This window comes from Marinibaculum pumilum (assembly GCF_042646425.1).
Lineage (GTDB): Bacteria > Pseudomonadota > Alphaproteobacteria > Ferrovibrionales > Ferrovibrionaceae > Marinibaculum > Marinibaculum pumilum.
Genome location: NZ_JBHRTR010000046.1, coordinates 22,313 through 40,084, shown reverse-complemented (window position 1 = coordinate 40,084; position 17,772 = coordinate 22,313). Strand labels below are relative to the sequence as shown.

The 17,772-nt window shown below is 70.0% G+C and carries 20 protein-coding genes and 1 tRNA gene; 14 read left to right on the top strand and 7 right to left on the bottom strand.

The window, feature by feature from the left end; genetic code table 11:
• Positions 1-251: 251 nt before the first annotated feature.
• Positions 252-989: a tetratricopeptide repeat protein gene (locus ACFOGJ_RS24535; RefSeq protein ID WP_379905608.1), complete on the top strand. Its 738-nt coding sequence runs from the start codon at positions 252-254 to the stop codon at positions 987-989.
• Here ACFOGJ_RS24535 and queG read toward each other — a convergent pair.
• Both queG and ACFOGJ_RS24525 read right to left on the bottom strand, forming a co-directional pair.
• Positions 973-2,199, bottom strand: a complete 1,227-nt coding sequence (queG, locus tag ACFOGJ_RS24530; protein ID WP_379905606.1) for a tRNA epoxyqueuosine(34) reductase QueG — start codon at positions 2,197-2,199, stop codon at positions 973-975. The genes ACFOGJ_RS24535 and queG overlap by 17 nt on opposite strands.
• Entirely contained in the window at positions 2,180-2,845 is a 666-nt protein-coding gene (locus ACFOGJ_RS24525) for a glutathione S-transferase family protein (RefSeq protein ID WP_449288609.1), read from the bottom strand. The genes queG and ACFOGJ_RS24525 overlap by 20 nt, the downstream gene beginning before the upstream one ends.
• Positions 2,846-3,156: 311 nt before the next feature.
• Between ACFOGJ_RS24525 and ACFOGJ_RS24520 the strand changes: the two genes are divergently transcribed.
• Entirely contained in the window at positions 3,157-3,963 is an 807-nt protein-coding gene (locus tag ACFOGJ_RS24520) for an undecaprenyl-diphosphate phosphatase (protein ID WP_379905602.1), read from the top strand.
• A 42-nt stretch (positions 3,964-4,005) separates the two neighbouring features.
• Here the strand turns inward: ACFOGJ_RS24520 and ACFOGJ_RS24515 are convergent, their stop codons facing one another.
• Positions 4,006-4,959 carry a complex I NDUFA9 subunit family protein gene (locus tag ACFOGJ_RS24515; RefSeq protein WP_379905601.1) on the bottom strand — a complete coding sequence of 318 codons (954 nt, stop codon included), beginning with the start codon at positions 4,957-4,959 and terminating at the stop codon, positions 4,006-4,008.
• Positions 4,960-5,227: 268 nt separating this feature from the next.
• Between ACFOGJ_RS24515 and ACFOGJ_RS24510 the strand changes: the two genes are divergently transcribed.
• The 10 genes from ACFOGJ_RS24510 to ACFOGJ_RS24465 all read left to right on the top strand — a co-directional run bounded on the left by ACFOGJ_RS24510 (position 5,228) and on the right by ACFOGJ_RS24465 (position 13,558).
• A tRNA-Leu gene (locus ACFOGJ_RS24510) sits at positions 5,228-5,314 on the top strand.
• A gap of 116 nt (positions 5,315-5,430) precedes the next feature.
• Complete coding sequence (locus ACFOGJ_RS24505; RefSeq protein WP_379905599.1) at positions 5,431-6,099, top strand: ribonuclease D; 669 nt, start codon at positions 5,431-5,433, stop codon at positions 6,097-6,099.
• Positions 6,100-6,280: 181 nt separating this feature from the next.
• The gene (locus tag ACFOGJ_RS24500; protein ID WP_379905597.1) at positions 6,281-7,288 is read left to right on the top strand and encodes a KpsF/GutQ family sugar-phosphate isomerase; all 1,008 of its coding nucleotides are present in this window, start codon (positions 6,281-6,283) and stop codon (positions 7,286-7,288) included.
• Positions 7,289-7,313: 25 nt separating this feature from the next.
• Entirely contained in the window at positions 7,314-8,057 is a 744-nt protein-coding gene (gene lptC / locus ACFOGJ_RS24495; protein WP_379905595.1) for an LPS export ABC transporter periplasmic protein LptC, read from the top strand.
• A 70-nt stretch (positions 8,058-8,127) separates the two neighbouring features.
• Positions 8,128-8,676, top strand: coding sequence for a lipopolysaccharide transport periplasmic protein LptA (lptA, locus tag ACFOGJ_RS24490; RefSeq protein WP_379905594.1), 549 nt, complete (start codon positions 8,128-8,130; stop codon positions 8,674-8,676).
• Positions 8,677-8,774: 98 nt separating this feature from the next.
• Positions 8,775-9,506, top strand: a complete 732-nt coding sequence (gene lptB / locus ACFOGJ_RS24485; protein WP_449288607.1) for an LPS export ABC transporter ATP-binding protein — start codon at positions 8,775-8,777, stop codon at positions 9,504-9,506.
• 17 nt (positions 9,507-9,523) lie between these two features.
• A complete protein-coding gene (rpoN, locus tag ACFOGJ_RS24480; RefSeq protein ID WP_379905590.1) occupies positions 9,524-11,089 on the top strand; it encodes an RNA polymerase factor sigma-54 in 1,566 nt (521 codons plus the stop codon).
• Between the two features lie 166 nt (positions 11,090-11,255).
• Positions 11,256-11,579 carry a ribosome hibernation-promoting factor, HPF/YfiA family gene (gene hpf / locus ACFOGJ_RS24475; RefSeq protein WP_379905589.1) on the top strand — a complete coding sequence of 108 codons (324 nt, stop codon included), beginning with the start codon at positions 11,256-11,258 and terminating at the stop codon, positions 11,577-11,579.
• 354 nt (positions 11,580-11,933) lie between these two features.
• Positions 11,934-12,398: a PTS sugar transporter subunit IIA gene (locus ACFOGJ_RS24470; protein ID WP_379905587.1), complete on the top strand. Its 465-nt coding sequence runs from the start codon at positions 11,934-11,936 to the stop codon at positions 12,396-12,398.
• A gap of 8 nt (positions 12,399-12,406) precedes the next feature.
• Positions 12,407-13,558, top strand: coding sequence for a M23 family metallopeptidase (locus tag ACFOGJ_RS24465; protein WP_379905585.1), 1,152 nt, complete (start codon positions 12,407-12,409; stop codon positions 13,556-13,558).
• Positions 13,559-13,720: 162 nt separating this feature from the next.
• Here ACFOGJ_RS24465 and ACFOGJ_RS24460 read toward each other — a convergent pair whose 3' ends face one another.
• A complete protein-coding gene (locus tag ACFOGJ_RS24460; RefSeq protein ID WP_379905584.1) occupies positions 13,721-14,611 on the bottom strand; it encodes a mechanosensitive ion channel family protein in 891 nt (296 codons plus the stop codon).
• Positions 14,612-14,755: 144 nt separating this feature from the next.
• Here ACFOGJ_RS24460 and ACFOGJ_RS24455 point away from each other — a divergent pair, with 144 nt between their 5' ends.
• On the top strand, positions 14,756-15,643 hold the full coding sequence (locus ACFOGJ_RS24455; RefSeq protein ID WP_379905582.1) for an NAD(P)-dependent oxidoreductase: 888 nt from the start codon (positions 14,756-14,758) through the stop codon (positions 15,641-15,643).
• Here the strand turns inward: ACFOGJ_RS24455 and ACFOGJ_RS24450 are convergent.
• Positions 15,634-16,197, bottom strand: a complete 564-nt coding sequence (locus tag ACFOGJ_RS24450) for a hypothetical protein (RefSeq protein ID WP_379905580.1) — start codon at positions 16,195-16,197, stop codon at positions 15,634-15,636. The two genes, ACFOGJ_RS24455 and ACFOGJ_RS24450, sit on opposite strands and share 10 nt — an antisense overlap.
• 131 nt (positions 16,198-16,328) lie before the next feature.
• Here ACFOGJ_RS24450 and ACFOGJ_RS24445 point away from each other — a divergent pair, with 131 nt between their 5' ends.
• Complete coding sequence (locus ACFOGJ_RS24445) at positions 16,329-16,517, top strand: hypothetical protein (RefSeq protein ID WP_379905579.1); 189 nt, start codon at positions 16,329-16,331, stop codon at positions 16,515-16,517.
• Positions 16,518-16,571: 54 nt separating this feature from the next.
• Here the strand turns inward: ACFOGJ_RS24445 and ACFOGJ_RS24440 are convergent, their stop codons facing one another.
• Together ACFOGJ_RS24440 and ACFOGJ_RS24435 are read right to left on the bottom strand one after the other, a co-directional pair.
• Entirely contained in the window at positions 16,572-17,207 is a 636-nt protein-coding gene (locus ACFOGJ_RS24440; RefSeq protein WP_379905577.1) for an HD domain-containing protein, read from the bottom strand.
• Positions 17,208-17,285: 78 nt separating this feature from the next.
• The gene (locus ACFOGJ_RS24435) at positions 17,286-17,621 is read right to left on the bottom strand and encodes an STAS domain-containing protein (RefSeq protein WP_379905576.1); all 336 of its coding nucleotides are present in this window, start codon (positions 17,619-17,621) and stop codon (positions 17,286-17,288) included.
• Positions 17,622-17,772: the final 151 nt, after the last annotated feature.

Below are 17,772 nucleotides of genomic sequence, written 5' to 3'. Positions count from 1 at the left end.
CCGCCGGCAGGCAGCCCGGCCTGCCAACACCCTGCCTGGGCTGGCGTTCCGGCAGGACATGCCGGACTTTCGATACCGACATTGTCTCGACCAGGAGGGCAGGCTATCGCAAGGCTATGACCCCAGCATCATCCAGAATATGCCGAGATCGTGGCAGGCCGCGGACGAAACCATGGCAGGGCCGCCGCGGCAGCGCCTTTATCCTCGCCGTCGCGGCGGCATCGGCCGCCCTGTCCCTGCCGCCCGCAGCCATGGCGGTCGCCCAGGAAGGCCCGGCGGAACCGGCGGTGATGGCGCGCTATGCCGATTGCCTGGACGAGGCGGCGCGCAGTCCCGTGACCGCCGCCGACCGTGCCCGCGCCTGGCGCGAGGCGGCCGGCGACGGGGTGCCGGGCGCGCTGGCCGGCCATTGCATGGCGGTCGCCCTGACCGGCAGCGGCAGCTATGCGCAGGCGGCCACCATGCTGAAGACCCTGCTGGACGACCTGCCGCCGCCGCTGGCGCAGGACCCCGCGCTGCGGACGGAGCTGCAGGTGCAGACCGGCCATGCCTGGCTGCTGTCGCGCCAGCCGGACCTGGCGGAGGAGATGTTCGCCCGCGCCCTGGACGCCGACCCGCAGAACCCGGCCCGCTGGACCGACCGGGCCCGCGCCCGGGCCGATCAGGGCGACTGGGCCGGCGCCCGGGCCGACCTGGACCAGGCGCTGCGGCTGGACCCGGAGGATGCCGCGATCTATGCGCTGCGCGCCAGCGCCTGGCGGCACGGCGGCAATGGGGATCGCGCGATGGAGGATGTGCAGCTGGCCCTGGCCCTGGCACCGCGCCTGCCGGAGGCGCTGCTGGAGCGCGGCATCCTGCGCCGCGCCGCGGGCGACCTGGCCGGCGCCCGGGACGACTGGCTGCAGATCCGCATGGGCGCCCCCGACAGCGTGGCGGCGGAAACCGCCGGCCGGCTGCTGGAGCAGATGGATCTCAACACGTCGAAGTAGCGCCGCCCAGGGAATGAGTATCACCGAGGGCATCGGCCCATTCGGCCCTGACCATCGGCTCGGGATCCCGTGCCCGGACGGCAGCCTCTGCCGCCATGCCGGCGGCGCCGAGATGCTCTGCCAGCGCCCAGACCGCCATCGCGCGCACCGGCGCCGCGGCATCGTCCAGCAGCCGCCGCAGGGCGGCGATCGCGGCCGGCCGGTCGGCGCTGTCGGCGCGCATATTGCCCAGCGCCACCGCCACGTTGCGCACGAAGCGGTCGCGGCCGATGCGCTTCACCGCGGTCTTGCGGAACAGCGCGCGGAAGCCGGCATCGTCCAGCGTCGCGAGTTCGGTCAGCCGCGGCGCATGCAGCGCCGTGCGCGCCTGCAGCGCGGCTTCCGAGGCCTGCTGCGCAAAGCGGTTCCAGGGGCAGACCGCCAGGCAATCGTCGCAGCCGTAGATCCGGTTGCCCATCGCCCGCCGGTAGCGGCGGGGAATCGGGCCGTCCTGCTCGATCGTCAGGTAGGACAGGCAGGCCCTGGCATCGAGCTGGTAGGGCGCCGGGAAGGCGTCGGTCGGACAGACCTCCAGGCAGCGGCGGCAGGAGCCGCAGGCATCGCGGTGGCTCTCGTCGGGCGGCAGGTCCAGGTCGGTATAGAGCGCACCCAGGAACAGCCAGGAGCCGAAGCGGCGGCTGACCAGGTTGGTATGCTTGCCCTGCCAGCCGATGCCGGCCGCCGCCGCCAGCGGCTTTTCCAGCACCGCGGCGGTATCCACGAAGACCTTCAGGTCGCAGTCGAAGCGGCCGGCCATCCAGCGGCCGAGCCGCTTCAGCCGCTTCTTCAGCACGTCGTGGTAATCGTCGCCCTGGGCATAGACCGAGATCGCGGCCTGCTCGCTGTGCTGCAGGCGTGCCAGCGGATCCTCCGCCGGGCCGTAATTGGCACCCACCATGACGATGCTGCGCACCTGCGGCCACATCGCCCGCGGCGCCGCCCGCCAGTCCGCCTTGGCGGCAAGCCAGTCCATCCGGCCGTGGCGGCCGAGCGCCAGGAAGCTGCGGAAGCGGTCGCCGGCGGCGCCGAGCGCCTCTGGCCGGGTGACGCCGAAGGCTTCGAAGCCTTCGGCAGCCGCCCGGGCGGCGATCTCCTGCCGGATGGCATCCGGCACCCGGTCGGTACGGCTGGCTGCCCGGCTGTCGGCGGCCTCAGAAGTCCAGGTCGGCATAATGCGCCGGCGGCGACAGGCCGGGGAGCTGGTCGGACAGGAGCGACCGCATGCTGGGCCGCGACTTGAAGCGGGCGTACCAGTCCTTTGCCGCGGGGAAGTCCTCCCAGGGCACGTCGCCCAGATAGTCGAGGCAGGACAGGTGCGCGGCGGCGGAGATGTCCGCCACCGAAAGCTCGTCGCCGGCCAGCCAGCTGCGCCGTTCGCTGAGCCAGCCGACATAGTCCAGGTGGTAGCGGATGTTGTGGCGCGCCGCGCGCAATGCGCCGCTGTCGGGCTGGCCGCGGCGGGTGATGCGCTTCACGACCTTCTCTTCCAGCAGTAGCTCGCTCACCTCATGCGCGAACTTGTGCTCGAACCAGGACAGCAGCCGCCGCGCCTCGGCGCGGGCATAGGGGTCGGTGCCGATCAGCGGACGCTCGGGAAAGACTTCCTCCAGGAACTCGCAGATCGGCCAGAGTTCGGCGACCGGCAGGCCCTGATCGTCCTCCAGCACCGGCAGGGTGCCGGCGGGGTTCATGGCCAGGAAAGCCTCCCGCCGCTCCCACGCCTTCTCTTCCTGCAGGACGGCCTCGATACCCTTCTCGGCCAGCATGATTCGCACTGTGCGGCAGGGCGGGGACAGGGGGCTGTGATAAAGAGTCATCATGGCAGGCGCGGCGGATGCTAGCGGATCGGTGGAAGGGACGACAGCCCGCCGCTGGGGCGGAAGCGGCTGGCGGCTGCATTCTTGCCGTCGACGCAGCGCTGTGCCACACAAGAAATAGCCAAGCGGTCGGCCAACCGACCGCCCCCTCTCGTGCTGCGCCCTCTCCTGCTGTGCCGGCACATCCCATATCCAGGGCCCCGCCCGGGGCCCGAAACGGCCCTCCCGGCCCTCCCCCGCCAGGCGCGTCCCGCCCGGACCCGGCGGGCAGGGCGGCCGGCATGGCGCCCCCGGCCCGAAGGGATCGGTAGGTGACACTCCTGCAACTGCTCGTGCTGGCCCTGGTCCAGGGCATCACCGAGTTCCTGCCGATCTCCTCCTCGGGGCATCTGATCCTGATCCCGCTGCTGGCGGACTGGCCGGACCAGGGTCTGGCACTGGATGTCGCGGTTCATGTCGGCACCCTGCTGGCGGTGATGCTGTATTTCTGGCGCGACATGATCGCCATGCTTCTGGGGCTGCTTAACCTGCTGCGCGGCCGCCGTACCGACGGCGCCCGGCTGGTGGCGATGATCCTGGTCGCCACCCTGCCCGTCCTGATCGCCGGCTTCCTGCTGCAGCGCGCCGGCATGATGCAGGAACTGCGCAGCGTCCTTGTCATCGGCTGGGCGACCCTGGTGTTCGGCATCCTGCTGTGGCTGGCCGACTGGCTGGGCATGACGATCCGCCGGGTCGAGCATATGAGCCTGGGCGCCGCGCTGTTCATCGGCTGCGCCCAGGTGCTGGCGCTGGTTCCCGGCACCAGCCGCGCCGGGGTGACGATGACCGCGGCGCGGATCATGGGCTTCGAGCGCGACGACACCGCTCGCTTCTCCATGCTGCTGTCGATCCCGACGATCCTGGCGGCCGGGGCGCTGGCCGGCCTCGACCTGGCGGAGAGCGGCGACAGCCAGCTCGGCTTCAGTGCCATCCTGGCCGCCCTGCTGGCGTTCGGCGCGGCCCTGCTGTCGATCTGGGGCCTGATGTGGTGGCTGCGGCGTGCGACCTACGCGCCGTTCGTCGTCTACCGGGTGCTGCTCGGCGCCGGCCTGCTCGCCTGGGGCTACGGCCTGCTGTGAGCCGCGACGCGTCCGGCGAGCCGCTTCCGGGCGAGGAGCGCCTCAGGAGAAGCGGGGCGCCACCTTCCGGCCGCCGCGGCGGTAGCGGTACATGTAGGATTCGACCGTGCCCTCCACCGGGGTCAGCGCGGCCATCCCCAGCGCCTCGAAGCCCTTCGCGCCCTCGGGCACGACATTGTCGGTCTTCAGCAGGGTCACCTGGTCCGCGGTGATCGGCGGCTTCGGCAGCAGGCCCGCGAAGGTGCCGATCATGGACGCCAGGCCGAACGGCAGCGGCAGCAGCACGGGATGGCGCGCCGTCACCTCGCGCACGATCTCCATCAGTTCGCGGAAGGTGTAGACCCGCGGGCCGCCCAGGGAATAGGTTTCCCCGCGCAAGCTGGGATCGGCGATCGCGGCCATCACGGCATCGGCGACATCGCCGACATAGACCGGCTGGAAGCGGGTCTCGCCGCCGCCGATCAGCGGCAGGAAGGGGAAGGTCCGCGCCATCCAGCCGAAGCGATTGAAGAAGTCGTCCTCCGGCCCGAACACCACCGATGGACGGAAGATCGTGGCCTCCGGATAGACCTCGCGCACCGCCTGCTCGCCCACCGCCTTGGTGCGGGCGTAGCGCGATTCCGAGTCCGGATCGGCACCCAGCGCCGACATGTGCACGAAGGTGCGCACCCCCGCGGCCCGGGCGGCTTCGGCGACCGCGTGGGCGCCGCGCGCATGCACCGCCTCGAAGCTCTGCGCGCCCGACGGGTTGAGGATACCGACATAGTTCACGACGATGTCGGCGCTCTGCACCGCATGGGCGATCGAGCGCGGGTAGCGGATGTTGGTCTGCACCAGGTCGATCTGGCCGACCGCACCCAGCGGCTTCAGGAACAGGCCCTCGTCCGGCCGGCGTATCGCGACCCGCACCCGGGCGCCCTCATGCGCCAGGCGCTGGACCAGATAGCGTCCCAGGAAGCCGGCGCCGCCGAACACCGTCACCAGTTTGTCGCGCATCGGATGGGTCATCTCTTTCGGCCGCTCTGTTTGGTCATGCCGCTTCGGCGCGGCGGCAGCCATCGGCCGCCAGCGCCACGTTCGGGCGGACTATACCGGCGCTGCCGGCCGAGCCAAAGCGCGGATCGCCGCAGCGGCAGCCGGACCGCCGGCCGATGCCGCGTCCCGCCGCCGGGCGCGGCAGCGAATCGCGATGGCCGGCTTCGAAAAACGCCGATTGACAACCGTCGTCGCGGGAATTAAAAGCCGGCCTCCATCACGCCCCGATGCCCAGGTGGCGGAATTGGTAGACGCGCTGGCTTCAGGTGCCAGTGGCCGCAAGGCCGTGGAAGTTCGAGTCTTCTCCTGGGCACCACCGATCGCCGCGTTCCCCCGGCAGCCGCACCTTCCGGTCTGCGCCCCAGCGGAACCTGCGATCCCTCCGGCAGCATGGCCCCGCGGCAGGCCGCGGCCTTCGGGAAGCGCCGCAGCATGAGCGACACCTCCAAGTCCCCATCCAACAAGTCCGAGCCCAACAAGTCCGAGCCGGTGATCCACCTGCATCGCGGCGACCTGCCGGAAGGCCTGTCGTTCCCCGACGGGGTGGCGATCGATACGGAGACCATGGGGCTGAACCCGCATCGCGACCGGCTCTGCCTGGTGCAGCTGTCCGGCGGCGACGGCGTCTGCCACCTGGTGCAGTTCCCCGTCGGCGGCGGCTTCGATGCGCCGAACCTGCGGGCGCTGCTGACCGACCCCGCGGTGCGCAAGCTGTTCCACTATGGCCGCTTCGACATCGCGATGCTCTACACCTTCCTGGGCGTGCTGACGCAGCCGGTCTACTGCACCAAGATCGCATCCCGCCTGGTGCGGACCTATACCGACCGGCATAGCCTGAAGGAGCTGTGCCGGGAAGTGCTCGGCATCGACCTGTCGAAGCAGGAGCAGAGCTCCGACTGGGGCGCGGAGTTCCTGAGCGACAGCCAGCGCAGCTATGCCGCCTCCGACGTGCTGTACCTGCACCGGCTGGCGGCGGAGCTGGACCGCCGGCTGGCGCGCGAGGGCCGCACCGCGATCGCCGAATCGTGCTTCGCCTTCCTGCCGACCCGCGCGATCCTCGACGTCTCCGGCTGGCCGGACTTCGACATCTTCTCGCACTGAGCCCTCCGGCGCCGGGACCGCTCCGGCGGTGCCCGCGCCGCCGCGCGGCGCGCTTGCGTCAGGATAACGCAGGCCGCCCGCCTGCGTTGCCCGCCGGCCACGGATTGCAATTTCCGTCCAATCGGGCCATATCTGGCACGATTTTTGTTAGAGGATGCGCCTGAGCGCGCAGGACCGCCCTATGAGCTTGCGCGGCACCAGCACCAGACAGACAACCGGCCAGGCCGGCGATGACATCGCCTCCGCCCGCAGGGTCCTGCGCATGGAGGCGGAGGCCCTGCAGGGCCTCGCCGACAGCCTGGATGAAAGCTTCACCAAGGCGGTGGAGATCCTGGCCGCGGTGCGCGGCCGTGTGATCGTCTCCGGCATCGGCAAGAGCGGCCATGTCGCGCGCAAGATCGCGGCGACCATGGCCTCCACCGGCACGCCGGCGCAGTACGTCCACCCGAACGAGGCCAGCCACGGCGACCTGGGCATGATCACCCAGCAGGATGCCGTGCTCTGCCTGTCGAATTCCGGCGAGAGCCGCGAGCTGACCGACATGATCAGCCACGCCCGGCGCTTCCGGATCCCGCTGATCGGCATGGTGCGCCGGTCCGGCTCGACCCTGGCGCAGGAGGCCGACCACTACCTGCTGGTGCCCGAATATCCGGAGGCCTGCCCGCTGGGCCTGGCGCCGACCACCTCCACCACCATGATGCTGGCGCTGGGCGATGCGCTGGCGATCGCCCTGCTGGAACGGCGGGGCTTCACTTCCGACGATTTCCGCGTGCTGCATCCCGGCGGCCGGCTCGGCACCTCGCTGATCCGGGTGTCCGACATCATGCATGGCGGCGAGGAAATGCCCCTGATTCACAGCGGCGCGGCGATGGGCGAAGCGATCCTGACGATGACCGCAAAGAAGTTCGGCTGCGTTGGCGTTACCGGCGCGGGCGGCGCGCTGATCGGCATCGTCACTGACGGCGACCTGCGGCGTGCCATGGGCGACGACCTGCTGCAGCGCCCGGTCGACGAGGTGATGACCCGCAACCCGCTGGTGATCCGGCAGCGTGCCCTTGCCGTCGAGGCAATCAACCTGATGAACAGCAAGCCCTGCACCTGTCTGTTCGTCGTCGATGACAGCGCCGCCCCCCGGACGCCGGTCGGCTTCCTGGAGATCCACGACTGCCTGCGTGCAGGGGTCAGCTGACCGGGTCGGGAGGAATGCGACCGCAATGACCTATCCCGAGCTCCGCGCCGACCCAGGCAGCGAACCGGCGGGCTCCGGACAGGCCGGCCCTGCGCCCGCGGGGGAAGGCGGCGGCCTTCTGCGGCGGTCCCGGGCAGGCGGCGACTGGGCCGCACGCGGCGGCGCCGCGGCCCTGCAGGTGGCCACGCGGCGCAGCCGTTTCGTCAACCTGATGAAGGTGGCATTGCCGGTGCTGGCGGTCCTGCTGACGGTGGCGGTCCTGGCCTGGCCGCAGCTGCGGCGCACCACCGACGAGTTCCGGCTGTCCTTCAGCTCGCTGGAAACCGACAGCGGCGCCCTGACGATGGCGAAGGCGCGCTATCACGGCATCGACGACAAGGGGCAGCCCTATGTCGTCACCGCCGACAGCGCGACCCAGAGCCTGACCGACCGCGACCGCATCGACCTGGTCAACCTGACCGCCGACATCACAACCAAGAAGGGCGAGTGGTTCACCCTGTCGAGCGACAAGGGGATCTACCGCGAGGATACGCAGCGGCTGTTCCTGTCCGGCAATATCGCGATCTTCACGGACCTGGGCTACGAGTTCCACGGCGAGACGGCGGATGTCGACCTGGACGCCGGCACCGTGACCAGCGACGACATGGTCTGGGGGCAGGGCCCCTTCGGCCTGATGCAGGCGCATGGCCTGCGCGGCTATGACGGCGGCGACCGTATACGCTTCATCAACGGTGTTCACACCACCCTGTATCCAGGTTCCCGGAGCTGACGAGCCGACGATGCCTTCCTTCCGTCCAGAGTACAGACCTTCGACCGGCCCACGAGCCGCCGCCCTGGCCATGACCCTGGCCGCCGCGCTGGCCGTGGCGCTGGCCCTGCTGCCGTTGGCGCCGCCGGCGGTGGCGCAGCTGGGCACCGGCAGCCATGACAGCTCGCAGCCGATCGAGGTGATCTCCGACGAGCTGGAGGTGCAGCAGGCGAACAACCTGGCGATCTTCAGCGGCAATGTGGACGCCATCCAGGGCGAGATGCGGCTGCGCGCCGACAAGCTGACCGTCCACTATCGCAACAACGACCAGGCGGAGGCGCAGGCCGAGGCCGCCGGCGCCGAGGCGGGCGGGGCGATCACGAAGATCGTCGCCGAGGGCCAGGTCTTCGTCTCCTCGCCGAAGGAGACGGGACAGGGCGATGTCGGGGTCTATGACGTCGAGGGGCAGACCATCGTGCTGGAAGGCAAGGAAGTGGTGCTGACCCAGGGCGACAACGTGATCCGCGGTGCCCGCGCCGTGATGGACCTGGAGACCGGCCGCAGCGTCGTGCAGACCAAGCCGGGCGGCCGGGTCCGCGGCCTGTTCATCCCCAACCAGAACCAGGGGCAGACGCAGTAGCCATGGCCGACCGTCAGGACATCGGCGGCGGGCCACCCCAGGAACCGCCCCACGGTCAGGACCTCCGGGGCGGGCGAGAGGGCCCGGGGCCGCAGCTGGTGGCGAGCAATCCGGGCCTGCAGGCCTTCAACCTGGGCAAGACCTTCAAGAAGCGGCCCGTGGTACGCGATGTCAGCCTGACCGTACGGCGCGGCGAGGCGGTGGGCCTGCTGGGCCCGAACGGTGCCGGCAAGACCACCTGCTTCTACATGATCACCGGCCTGATCCGGGCGGATGTCGGGTCCATCATGCTGGACGGGCACGACATCACCGGCCTGCCGATGTACCGGCGGTCACGGCTGGGCCTGGGCTATCTGCCGCAGGAGCCGTCGATCTTCCGCGGCATGACGGTGGAGAACAACATCCGTTCGGTCCTGGAGGTGGCGGAGCCGCATCCGGAACGGCGGGAACAGCGTCTGGACGACCTGCTGGCGGAGTTCTCCATCACCCACCTGCGGCGCGCCCCGGCGATGGCCCTGTCCGGCGGCGAGCGCCGCCGGGTGGAGATCGCCCGCGCCCTTGCCGGGCAGCCCTCCTTCATGCTGCTGGACGAGCCGCTGGCCGGCATCGACCCGATCGCGGTGGGCGAGATCCGCGAGCTGGTCGCGCATCTGAAACATCGCGGCATCGGCGTGCTGATCACCGAGCATAACGTGCGCGAGACCCTGGACATCATCGACCGGGCCTACATCCTGCACGAGGGCCAGGTGCTGATGGAGGGCCGTCCGGACGAGGTGGTGGCGCATGACGATGTGCGCCGCGTCTATCTCGGCGAACGGTTCAGCCTCTAGGGCGGCGGGCGCAGGTCATGGCTCTTTCCCCCCGCCTGGAGCTTCGCCAGAGTCAGACTCTGGTCATGACCCCGCAGCTGCAGCAGGCGATCAAGCTGCTGCAGCTGAACAACCTGGAACTCACCGCCTTCGTCGAGCAGGAGCTGGAGCGCAACCCGCTGCTGGAGCGCGGCGCCGGTGACGAAGCCGGCCGCGGCGACGACCTGGACCGGATGGTCAATGGCGGCGAGCCCGAGGATGCGGGCCCGGCGCGCGAGGTGCGGCTGGAGAGCCTGCGCCTGGAAGACGACAAGCCGCCGTCGCAGGACGCCCGCAACGCGCTCGACACCGACTACGACAACACCTTCACCTCCGACGGCGGCGCCGATGCGGCACCCGGCCCGGGGGGCGGTGGCGAGGGCGACCCGGTCGGCTATGGCGCCGGCACCGTCTACGGCAGCGGCGGCTCGTCCCGCTTCGACGACCCGGACCTGCGGCTGGAGAACGCCCTGGGCGAGCAGCTGGGGCTGACCGAGCATGTGCTGCAGCAGCTGCATCTGCTGTCGCTGGACAATGTCGATCGCGCTGTGGCGATGCAGCTGATCGGCGCCCTGGACGAGGCCGGCTATATCCGCGAACCGCTGGACGACCTGGCGGCGCGGCTGAACTGTCCCCTGGAGCGGGTGGAGGCGGTGCTGGGCAGCCTGCAGACCCTCGACCCCGCCGGCCTGTTCGCGCGCTCCCTGCAGGAATGCCTGGCGCTGCAGCTGAAGGAGCTGGACCGGCTGGACCCGGCGATGGCCTGCCTGGTGGACAATCTGGAACTGCTGGCCCGGCACGACCTGGCGCAGCTGATGCGGCTGTGCGGCGTCGATGCCGAGGACATGGCCGACATGATCCAGGAGCTGCGCCGGCTGAACCCGAAGCCGGGGCTGGCCTTCGAGACCGAGACCGTGCAGACCGTGGTGCCCGACATCTTCGTGCGCCGCGGTCGCGACGGCGCCTGGGTGGTCGAGCTGAACAGCGACACCCTGCCGAAGGTCCTGGTCAACATGCGCTATTTCAAGCGGGTGAGCACCGGCACCGCCGACCGCGAGCAGAAGGCCTGGATCTCCGACCAGCTGAATTCCGCCAACTGGCTGGTGAAGTCGCTGGACCAGCGGGCCAACACGATCCTGAAGGTGGCGAGCGAGATCGTCCGCCAGCAGGACGCCTTCCTGGCGCACGGGGTGGAGCATCTGCGGCCGCTGAACCTGAAGGCGGTGGCAGAGGCGATCAGCATGCACGAGAGCACCGTCAGCCGAGTCACCGCGAACAAGTACCTGGCGACGCCGCGCGGCATCTACGAGCTGAAATATTTCTTCACGGCTGCGATCCAGGCGGTGGATGGCGGCGCCGCCCTGTCGGCGGAAGCGGTGCGCCACAGGATCCGCTCCCTGATCGATACGGAGCCGCCGACCGAGATCCTCTCCGACGACCGCATCGTGGAGCTGCTGCGCGATGCCGGAATCGATATCGCCCGGCGGACGGTGGCCAAGTACCGCGAGGCGATGGGAATAGCGTCCTCCGTCCAGCGTCGACGCCAGAAACGCATGCGTGCCTGAGCGGAAAAGCCCCCGAATGCCCCGCCGCGCATTGACCCTTTGGACGGTCCCCCATACTGTCCCGCGCGCTTGATCGCCTGGGCGGGCCGGCTCATCATCGATCCCGGCCGCACGGCGCAACCGGTGCCAGGTGCGGCCGATCGCCGACCAGCCTGGTAGGTAGGGAATGAAAGTTACGGTTACCGGTCGTCATATCGACCTGGGCGACGCGCTCCGCGAGCATGTCGACGGACGCCTTCAGAATGGGGTGGCCAAGTATTTCGACAAGGCCATAGAGGCCCAGGTGGTGGTCCGCAAGGAAGGGCCGCTCTATCACACCGAGATCTCGGTTCATGTCGGGAGCGACATCGACCATCAGTCCAAGGCGGAGGACGCAGATATCTACGCCAGCGTCGACCAGGCGGCGGCGCGGATGGAGAAACAGCTTCGTCGGGACAAGCGAAAGCGACGCAACCATCACGCCGGTCCGGCTTCGCCGGACCTGCGGTAGACGCGGCCTTGCCGGACCCGCACAGGCGGGCCGGCGAGAATGTCGGGCATGACCGGGGCCGGCACGGCGGCCCCATCGGCAGGAAAGACGCGCAGGACGGCGGCGGCAGCCGGGGGTGGGCCGCTGCGCAGGATGTCCGGCGCCGGCGCCACGACAGGTGACGCACACGACAGGTGATGCGGCGGAAAGTGATGTGGCGGCATGTGACGCGGTGGAAGACCGTCGCCGGCCCTGGCCGCCGGCGGGCCGCATCGACGGGATGGCGGCCCCCGATGCACGAACCGAACGAACAATGGGCAGGTGGCCGGTCGAAGGCCCGCCCGGACAAGATCAAGACCTGATGAGGTGGCGCGGATGGAACTGACAGATATTCTGACGCCCGAGGGCGTCATTCCGTCCCTGAAAGCGAAAAGCAAGAAACACGCTCTGCAGGAGATCTCCCATCACGCGGCGGAGGTGACGGGGATTGCCGACCGGCAGATCCTGGAGACCCTGCTGAAGCGGGAGAAGCTTGGCTCGACGGGAATCGGCAAGGGTGTCGGAATCCCGCACGGCAAGCTGGCCGGACTGGACCGGCTGCATGCCATGGTGGCCCGCCTCGACCATCCGGTGGAGTTCGACTCCGCCGACGATGTCCCCGTCGACGTCATCATCGTCCTGCTCGCCCCCGAGGAGGCCAGCGGCGACCATCTCAAGGCACTTGCCAAGTTCTCCCGCCTGCTGCGCGACCCGCCCCTGCTGGAGAAGCTGCGGTCGCAGACCACCGCCGACGGGATCATCTCGGTCCTGACGACGGAACGCGCCTCCAACGCCGCCTGAGCGCGACCATGACGGGCCCGCGGACAGGTGCTTCGGCCGGGCTCCCGCGCCGGGCCGCCCGCCTCGCCGCAGGGCTGCTCGCCGTCGCGCTGCTGGCCGGTCCCGCGGCCGGCCAGGACGGCACCGGCCCCTGGCTGTCCTTCCCCGTCGGCTGCACCCTGGGCAGCGACTGCTACATCCAGAACTATGTCGACCGCGATCCCGGCCCGGGCTGGCAGGACGTCGCCTGCCAGCATCTGGGCTATGACGGGCACAAGGGCACCGACATCGCACTGATCGACGAGGACAGCATTGCCCGCGGCATTCCCGTCCTGGCCGCCGCCGACGGCGTGGTCCTGCGGGTGCGCGACGGGATGGAAGACGCCCGCTACGGCGCGCCCGGCACCCCGGACGTGGCCGGCCGGCAATGCGGCAACGGCCTTGTGATCGACCATGGCGGCGGCTGGGAAACCCAGTACTGCCACCTGCGCAAGGACAGCCTGATCGTGCAGCCCGGCGCCCGGGTGAAGGCGGGCGACCCGCTGGGACAGGTTGGCGAGTCCGGCCAGGCCGCCTTCCCCCATGTGCATTTCGAGCTGCGCCACGATGGCCAGACCATCGACCCGATGGACGGGCGGCCGATGGGCGCGGCCTGCGAACCGGAAGCCGGCCGGGGCACGGCCCTGCCGGCCACCCTGTGGCGCGATGACGTCCCCTACAGCGCGACCGGCGTCATCGCGGCCGGATTTGCCGACCGGGAGCTGAGCCAGGACGACCTGCGCCGTGACAGCAGCGGCATCCCGGCCACCTCCGCCTGGGCACCGCTGCTGGTCTTCTGGGTACGGACCTACGGGCTGCGGGCCGGCGATATCCAGGACATCGAGATCCGCGGGCCGGACGGCGAAGTGGTCGCCCGTTCCCGCACCGAGCCGCTGGACGGCAACAAGGTGATGTCCTTCATCTTCGCCGGCCGCCGGCGCCCGGGCGACGCCTTTCCGCCCGGTCCCTATACCGGGATCTTCAAGCTGCTGCGCGACGGCGATGGCGGGCTGCAGACCGTGGCGTCGGCGGAGGCGCGGACGGAGATCGTCGCCCTGCGCAGCAGCGAGCCGCTGACACCGGGCCAGGAAGCGGCACCGCAACGCGGCGGCTCGGGGACCGATCCGGGCGGCAGCCGCTAGAGGGTTCCCGGAACAGATGGAAGCGGCGCCACATACCCAATCGTCATCCCCGACTTGATCGGGGTTCCATTCCGCCAGCCTCCCGGCTGCTGATCAGGTTGCGGAATGGGTTTTCGGGTCAAGCCCGAGAACGACAACGCTTCTACCAAAGATGGGAACGCTCTAGGCCGGCCCGCCGTCGCGCGGCTGCGGCACAGGTCCCGCCGGGGCGGCAGCTTCCGAAGGCGCACCGACATGATGGATCGTGCGGGTCGGGAACGGGATGCCGATGCCGGTCCGGTCGAAGGCCTCCTTCAGGCCCTTGGTGAGGTCCCACTGCACCGCCAGGAGATCGCCGCTCGCCACCCAGAAGCGGGCGGTCAGGGCGACGGCGCTGTCGCCCAGCGCGCCGACGAAGACCTGCGGCGCGGGATCGGCCAGGATGCGGCCGTCGGCAGCCACCATGTCGCGCATCACCGCCATCGCACGGTCCAGATCCGCGTCATAGTCGATGCCGATGGTGACATCCGCGCGACGGGTCGGCGAACGGGAATAGTTCTTCAGCACCTGGCCCCAGATCCGGCCGTTCGGCACCACCGTCTGGATGCCGTCGAAGGACCGCATTTCCGTGGCGAACAGGTCGATTCCCTGCACCGTGCCCGCGGTGCCGCCGGCATCGATATACTCCCCCACCCGGAACGGCCGCAGGAACAGCAGCATCACACCGGCCGCCACATGGCTGAGCGTGCCCTGCAGCGCCAGGCCGATCGCCAGGCCGGCAGAGGCCAGGACCGCAAGCAGGCTGGCCGTCTCCACGCCGAACTGCGAGAGGACGATCAACGCAGTCAGCGCCAGCACGCCATAGCGCGCCAGACCCGACAGGAAACCTTCCAGGGTCGAATCCACCCGGCCGCTGCGGCGCAGCAGCCAGGCTACCTTGCCCCGCGCCCAGCCGGCGATGACGATGCCGGCCACCAGGATGAGCAGGGCCGCCAGCAGGTTGCTGCCATAGACCACGGCAAGGTCCAGCGCCCGCGCCTGGAAGGCGTCCGCCCCGTCGATGATGTCGTCCATCCGTCCGTCCCTGTGCTGTTTCCGATTGTGCGACGCCCGATGCGGCGCCCCGGAGCCGCCGCCGGCAGCGCCTGCCTCGCCGGTTTGTCCCCCGCCGGCTGCGTGCTAGCGTCGGCCGGTCCGGCTCATCATGGGGGAAATAATATGTCGAAACGCGTCGCGTTCCTTGGCCTGGGTGTGATGGGCTATCCGATGGCCGGTCACCTGGCCTCGGCCGGCCATGAGGTCACGGTCTACAACCGCACGACGGAGAAGGCGGAGGCCTGGGTGAAGCAGCATGGCGGCCGCCATGCCGCCACGCCGGCCGCTGCCGCCGATGGCGCGGAATATGTCTTCGCCTGTGTCGGCAATGACGACGATGTGCGGACGGTCACCCTGGGCGACGACGGCGCCTTCGCCGGCATGGCCGGGGGCTCGGTCTTCGTCGATCACACCACCGCCTCGGCCGACCTGGCGATGGAACTGGACGGCATCGCCCAGGCCGCCGGCCTGCATTTCATCGACGCGCCCGTGTCCGGCGGCCAGGCCGGTGCCGAGAACGGCGCCCTGACCGTGATGTGCGGCGGCGAGCAGGCGGTGTTCGACAAGGCGAGGCCGGTGATGGACGCCTATGGCAAGGCGGTGACCCTGATGGGCGCGGCCGGCGCCGGCCAGCTGACCAAGATGGTCAACCAGATCTGCATTGCCGGCATCGTCCAGGGCCTGGCGGAGGGCATGAACTTCGCGCAGCGGGCCGGCCTGGACCCGATGCAGGTGGCGGATGTCATCGGCAAGGGCGCCGCCCAGTCCTGGCAGCTGGACAACCGCCACAAGACGATGATCGAGGACAAGTTCGACTTCGGCTTCGCGGTCAACTGGATGCGCAAGGATCTGGGCATCGCGCTGGGCGAGGGCTCGCGCCGCGGCGTGCCGCTGCCGCTGACCGCCCTGGTCGACCAGTTCTACGGCGAGGTGCAGCGCATGGGCGGCGGCCGCTGGGACACCTCAAGCCTGATACGCCGGCTGCGCCATGCGGAGAAGCCCTACGGCTGAGCGGGCGGCGCGCCGCCCTCCCCCGGCCCTGTATCGGCCGGCTGCGGGTCGGCTGCGGCCATCCGGTCGAGCACGCGGCCCAGGCCATGGGCGACCCGCATCATCGCCGAGGGGGGGCAACTGAGGGCCCGCTCCTCGCCGTCGCGGCGCACCGAGATCTCGAAGCCGGTGACGCCGAAGCGCAGCCGCAGGGCCACCAGTTCCTCGGCCACGACCTCGTCAAGACCGCGGAAATAGGCGTCGACCATCAGCCGGAACAGGGTCTCCGCCTCGTCGCGATGGATCACCGCGAACAGCGGATCGGCACCCGACGCCGGATCGGCATAGCCCGCCTCGATCCGCAGCAGCCCCTCCGGCGTGCCGACGAGGCACAAATGGGCCAGCGGCGCGATGCCGGACAAGCCTCCGGGACGGGCGAAGCTGCGTTCGTCGAGCACCACCGAGACGCGCGGCTCGGGTAGCGGCGGGGGGGAGACGTCCGCAGACGGCGCAGGCGAAGGCTTTGCTCCCGCCGCCGTCTCTGCCTCCGTCCTGCCGCCCTCAGTCCCGGCCATCTTCGTCCTCTCCGTGCAGGCGCCGCAGCGCGGGGCTCCGCCCCGCCTCCCTCGTCCGGAGGGCGGGCTTCGCAGCCGGGGCTCCCGGCGATACACTCGATGGGATCGACAAGCCGAAGGACCCGAGCGGCATGAGCGCTACCAAGCTGGTTGCCTTCCTCCGCGCGCTGCCGGAAAAGCAGCGGGAGGAGATGATTGCGCGGATGCAGCCGCAGGAACAGGCCATGATCCGGTCCCTGCTGATATCCGCGAAGGACAGCAACGCAGCGGACATCGACGAGGTCGCGCAGGAACTCGGCGGCGCCGGAAAGGGCCGTTAGGGCACCGCCCCCGCGGCGTGCCTTTCCGGACCCCGCCGTTCCCGGCGCCTGTCTTCAGGCCTTCTCCCGCATTGCATCCAGGTAGATCGAGTTCCGCGGCGCCGCGAACAGCCGCCGTACCATCGGCTCGAATGCGGACAACGGCATGATCTCCGCCTCCGGGTCGAAGGCCGGGCTGTCGTACTTCTCGCAGAATTCCGCGGTTGCCGCGAACCAGGGATGGCCGCGGAACTGCTCCCGCATGTTCCGGTCCAGGCCGATATGGTGGAAGAAGTAGTAGCCCTGGAAGATGCCGTGCTTCTCCACGATCCAGTGGTTCTGCTCCGACACGAAGGGCTTCAGCACGGCGGCGGCGATGTCGGGATGGTTGTAGGTGCCCAGCAGGTCGCCCATGTCGTGCAGCAGGGCGCAGACGACATATTCCTCGTCGCGGCCGTCCCGGTGCGCCCGGGTCGCGGTCTGCAGGCTGTGCTGCAGGCGGTCGATCCGCATGCCGCCATAATCGCCGGCGAGCTTCCCCAGTTCCCCCAGGACGCGATCGGGCAGGCCGGCCGCGAGCTGCTTGAAATGGGCGCCGATGACCTCCCAGTCCGCGCGGGTGCTCTTCGCCATGTCCGTGAAGCCGGCATGGCCCTCGCCGACGGTGTCGTGGGCGGCCGTCTCGCGAACGTCTTCCAGGGTGCTGCTCATCTTCCCGTCTCCTTCCCCTGCTGTGCCCGGAAGCCGGCCCCTGCAGGCCCTTCCGGGGCCCCCGCGGCCCGCATCCCCTCAGTGCATCGAGGCGACGGCGCGGGAGCGCGAGGGATGGATTTCCAGGATCCGCGAGAAGCCGCTGACGTCGAACACCTCGCGGATCGTGTCGCCCAGGGCACAAAGGGCCAGCCGGCCATGCGCGCTGTGCAGCCGCTTGGCGGCCATCAGCACCACCCGCAGGCAGGAACTGTTGATGTAGTCGACGCCGCCCATGTCCAGGACCAGCATCTCCTCGCCCTCGTCGAGATGCTGCAGCACGGAAATCTCGAACGGCTTTGTCGCTTCCGTGTCCAGCCGGCCGCTGATCTCCAGGATCATCACGTTGCCCTGCCGCGACTCGCTGATCTGCATATTCCGGAAACTCTGTCGCATTCCGCCGAACGGTTCTGACCACCGACAGCTTGCATAGCAGATCGCCGTAACGGTAGGAAGATCGTGCCGGACGCAAGCCGCTTTCCCTCCCCGACGGCGGCACGGCCGGCACTTCCTGGACAGGTGCGGG

What these genes read in the sequence shown, in the direction of transcription:
- rpoN (WP_379905590.1), top strand. Translation starts at nt 9,524, where the DNA reads ATGGCTCTTTCCCCCCGCCTGGAGCTTCGCCAGAGTCAGACTCTGGTC.
- ACFOGJ_RS24500 (WP_379905597.1), top strand. Translation starts at nt 6,281, where the DNA reads ATGAGCTTGCGCGGCACCAGCACCAGACAGACAACCGGCCAGGCCGGC.
- ACFOGJ_RS24505 (WP_379905599.1), top strand. Translation starts at nt 5,431, where the DNA reads ATGAGCGACACCTCCAAGTCCCCATCCAACAAGTCCGAGCCCAACAAG.
- ACFOGJ_RS24470 (WP_379905587.1), top strand. Translation starts at nt 11,934, where the DNA reads ATGGAACTGACAGATATTCTGACGCCCGAGGGCGTCATTCCGTCCCTG.
- hpf (WP_379905589.1), top strand. Translation starts at nt 11,256, where the DNA reads ATGAAAGTTACGGTTACCGGTCGTCATATCGACCTGGGCGACGCGCTC.
- ACFOGJ_RS24450 (WP_379905580.1), bottom strand. Translation starts at nt 16,197, where the DNA reads ATGGCCGGGACTGAGGGCGGCAGGACGGAGGCAGAGACGGCGGCGGGA.
- lptC (WP_379905595.1), top strand. Translation starts at nt 7,314, where the DNA reads ATGACCTATCCCGAGCTCCGCGCCGACCCAGGCAGCGAACCGGCGGGC.
- ACFOGJ_RS24525 (WP_449288609.1), bottom strand. Translation starts at nt 2,845, where the DNA reads ATGACTCTTTATCACAGCCCCCTGTCCCCGCCCTGCCGCACAGTGCGA.
- queG (WP_379905606.1), bottom strand. Translation starts at nt 2,199, where the DNA reads ATGCCGACCTGGACTTCTGAGGCCGCCGACAGCCGGGCAGCCAGCCGT.
- ACFOGJ_RS24445 (WP_379905579.1), top strand. Translation starts at nt 16,329, where the DNA reads ATGAGCGCTACCAAGCTGGTTGCCTTCCTCCGCGCGCTGCCGGAAAAG.
- ACFOGJ_RS24515 (WP_379905601.1), bottom strand. Translation starts at nt 4,959, where the DNA reads ATGCGCGACAAACTGGTGACGGTGTTCGGCGGCGCCGGCTTCCTGGGA.
- ACFOGJ_RS24435 (WP_379905576.1), bottom strand. Translation starts at nt 17,621, where the DNA reads ATGCAGATCAGCGAGTCGCGGCAGGGCAACGTGATGATCCTGGAGATC.
- ACFOGJ_RS24535 (WP_379905608.1), top strand. Translation starts at nt 252, where the DNA reads ATGGCGGTCGCCCAGGAAGGCCCGGCGGAACCGGCGGTGATGGCGCGC.
- ACFOGJ_RS24460 (WP_379905584.1), bottom strand. Translation starts at nt 14,611, where the DNA reads ATGGACGACATCATCGACGGGGCGGACGCCTTCCAGGCGCGGGCGCTG.
- ACFOGJ_RS24465 (WP_379905585.1), top strand. Translation starts at nt 12,407, where the DNA reads ATGACGGGCCCGCGGACAGGTGCTTCGGCCGGGCTCCCGCGCCGGGCC.
- lptA (WP_379905594.1), top strand. Translation starts at nt 8,128, where the DNA reads ATGACCCTGGCCGCCGCGCTGGCCGTGGCGCTGGCCCTGCTGCCGTTG.
- ACFOGJ_RS24440 (WP_379905577.1), bottom strand. Translation starts at nt 17,207, where the DNA reads ATGAGCAGCACCCTGGAAGACGTTCGCGAGACGGCCGCCCACGACACC.
- ACFOGJ_RS24455 (WP_379905582.1), top strand. Translation starts at nt 14,756, where the DNA reads ATGTCGAAACGCGTCGCGTTCCTTGGCCTGGGTGTGATGGGCTATCCG.